This window comes from Mediterraneibacter sp., from assembly GCF_030825015.1.
GTDB lineage: Bacteria > Bacillota > Clostridia > Lachnospirales > Lachnospiraceae > Mediterraneibacter.
Genome location: NZ_JAPJQP010000040.1, coordinates 1 through 2,571, shown reverse-complemented (window position 1 = coordinate 2,571; position 2,571 = coordinate 1). Strand labels below are relative to the sequence as shown.

Annotated in this window: 4 protein-coding genes; all 4 read left to right on the top strand. The window is 38.4% G+C overall.

The genetic code is table 11. From position 1 onward, the window contains the following. Window positions 1-196 precede the first annotated feature (196 nt). From RCH61_RS09750 to RCH61_RS09735, 4 genes are read left to right on the top strand one after another with little or no spacing between them, the layout of a single operon-like run. Window positions 197-1,279, top strand: coding sequence for a TIGR04133 family radical SAM/SPASM protein (locus tag RCH61_RS09750; RefSeq protein WP_007841322.1), 1,083 nt, complete (start codon window positions 197-199; stop codon window positions 1,277-1,279). A 20-nt stretch (window positions 1,280-1,299) separates the two neighbouring features. Beyond that, a complete protein-coding gene (locus tag RCH61_RS09745; RefSeq protein ID WP_008654367.1) occupies window positions 1,300-1,770 on the top strand; it encodes a radical SAM-associated putative lipoprotein in 471 nt (156 codons plus the stop codon). A 37-nt stretch (window positions 1,771-1,807) separates the two neighbouring features. Then, complete coding sequence (locus RCH61_RS09740) at window positions 1,808-2,290, top strand: radical SAM-associated putative lipoprotein (RefSeq protein WP_229054436.1); 483 nt, start codon at window positions 1,808-1,810, stop codon at window positions 2,288-2,290. A 54-nt stretch (window positions 2,291-2,344) separates the two neighbouring features. Beyond that, window positions 2,345-2,512: a hypothetical protein gene (locus RCH61_RS09735; protein WP_007839139.1), complete on the top strand. Its 168-nt coding sequence runs from the start codon at window positions 2,345-2,347 to the stop codon at window positions 2,510-2,512. Window positions 2,513-2,571: the final 59 nt, after the last annotated feature.

Sequence of the window (2,571 nt, the reverse complement as noted above, 5' to 3'; positions counted from 1 at the left end):
GTGCAAAGTTAGTGATTTTTAGTAAGTATATGGAATAATCAGAAATATTTCTCCTTTAAAATTTCTGACAGACCATACTTATTATAAGATATTGTTATTCGGGGGCTTTGCCGGAAGCTGGGAAATTGCAAAAAATGTTATATTGTGATGCAGTGATTTGCACTTCTTTGCATTTAATATAAAAAAGGAAAAACACATGAATATAAATGCCCCTTTGTCTATTCGTCGTCGGATGGGTCTTGAAATATTCCGGCGGTTGGAAAATGAGCGTACGGAAGAGCATCAGTTGAAGCAACTATTTTGGGAATGTACTCTTCGTTGTAATTTGCATTGTCGACATTGTGGCAGTGATTGTAAAAAGATCGCTGGTCATCCTGATATGCCGAAGGAAGATTTTCTTCGGGTGTTGGATAGTGTCTCAGCTCAAAATGATCCGCATAAAATCTTTGTGATTATTACTGGTGGGGAACCCTTGATGAGGAAGGATCTGGAAGAGTGTGGGCGTGCTATTTATGAAAGAGGGTTTCCTTGGGGAATGGTAACTAATGGACTATATATGACTCGTGAACGATTGAATGGGCTGTTGGATGCCGGATTGCATACGGCTACGGTCAGTCTTGACGGTTTTGCGACGGATCATAACTGGATGCGGGGCAACCCGCAAAGTTTTGAACGGGCTGTTGAAGCGATCAAGTTGATGGTACAGGTTCCTGATTTTGTTTTTGATGTGGTTACTTGTGTAAATAAGCATAGTTATATGCGTTTGGAGGAGTTGAAAGACTTCTTGATAAGTTTGGGGGTAAAAGGTTGGCGGCTTTTTACTATATTCCCGGTAGGGCGTGCAGCCAAAGATCCTGAACTTCAATTGTCTAATGAGGAGTTCAGAGGAGTAATGGAATTTATTAGGAAGAGCCGTAAGGAAGGACGGATCCATGTAAGTTACGGTTGTGAGGGATTTCTAGGTAATTATGAGGCTGAAGTGCGCGATACTTTCTTCGCTTGCCGGGCGGGAATATCGGTCGGCTCAGTTCTTATTGATGGAGCGATTTCTGCTTGTCCCAGTATTCGTGCCGATTATCACCAGGGAAATATTTATGAGAATGATTTTATGGAAGTATGGAATCATAGATTCAAACCTTACCGTGACCGAGAATGGATGAAAAAAGATGAATGTGCTGATTGTAAATATTTTCGTTTCTGTAAAGGGAATGGCATGCACCTGCGCGATGAAAATGGAGATTTATTGTTCTGTCATTTAAAAAGATTGCAAACACCATAAAAAAGAAAGGAATGAAGAAGATGAAACAGAAGAAAGTATTGGAGCAGAGCTTATGCGGTGTGCTGGCTTTATTGGGTTTTGCTGCTTGTGCTGAAACCTCAGTGGAATATGGAACTCCTACTATGGATTTCTGGGTAAGAGGTAAGGTGATATCTGATGACGGAAAGGCTTTGAAAGACATTCAGGTAATTGTAAAAAATGAGAATGCATATTATAATGATGAAGAAGGGGAGTTGGTCCGGATGAATGATACTATTTATACAGATTCTGGAGGTGAGTTTGTTTCACAGATGATGAGAGACGGATGGGTCGATACGAAGAAATTGATATTTAATGATATAGATGGTGAGGCAAATGGAGGAACTTTTAAATCGGATTCTGTCTGTATGAAGGATATGGAAAGTAAACAAATAAAGAAAGGAGACGGAAACTGGTATTTAGGTACTTATGAATACAACATGGAAATAAAACTTTCTAAAGAAGATAAATAACATAAAAACTGACTTTAAACTATTAGGGATTATGAACATGAAAAAGAAAATGACAGTACATCGGTTATTGTCCGGAGCGTTGGTTTTACTTGGATTCGCTTCTTGCAGTAATGAAGATGAGAATTGGGAGATACGATGTGAATATGGTACTCCTTATAGCAAATTCTTAGTGAAAGGTACAGTGACTTCGGATAAGGATGAGCCTTTGAAAAACATTCAGGTAATCGTAAGGCAAGATTGGAATAATGGCGTTTTCCCTGCCGATACAATTTATACAGATGAAAAAGGAGAATTCAAGACCGAAGACTTGAGTATAGGTGGAATTAATGAACAGAAAGTCTATTTTAATGATATAGACGGCGAAGAAAATGGTGGTGCATTTAAATCAGATTCTGTTTTAATCAAAGATATGAATCAAAAGAAGTTGGAAGAGGGTGGACATTGGTATGTAGGAAAATTTGAGTTCTCTCCTAAAGGTTCGATAAAGCTATCGAAAAAAGAGAAAAATAGGGAAGATTAATGAACTAAACTTTTCTTATTCTGTTTTTGATGAAAACCTTAGATTGAAAGAATCATGAATGCGTGGTATAAATTCATTTTGAATGTACTTTTCTCTAAAAAGAGTGAGAATAAAGATTGGGAAATGACCGATGAAGAAGAGGATATACTTGCAAATTACATTGAACTGGATTCATTGATGCAGGTCATTTATCATGCAAAGGAAACTGAGCCCGGCAGCTAAACTAGCCGGCCCAGTCTTCTCTATCAAGATTTCTATAGCTTATCGCTTCTGCCAGGTGG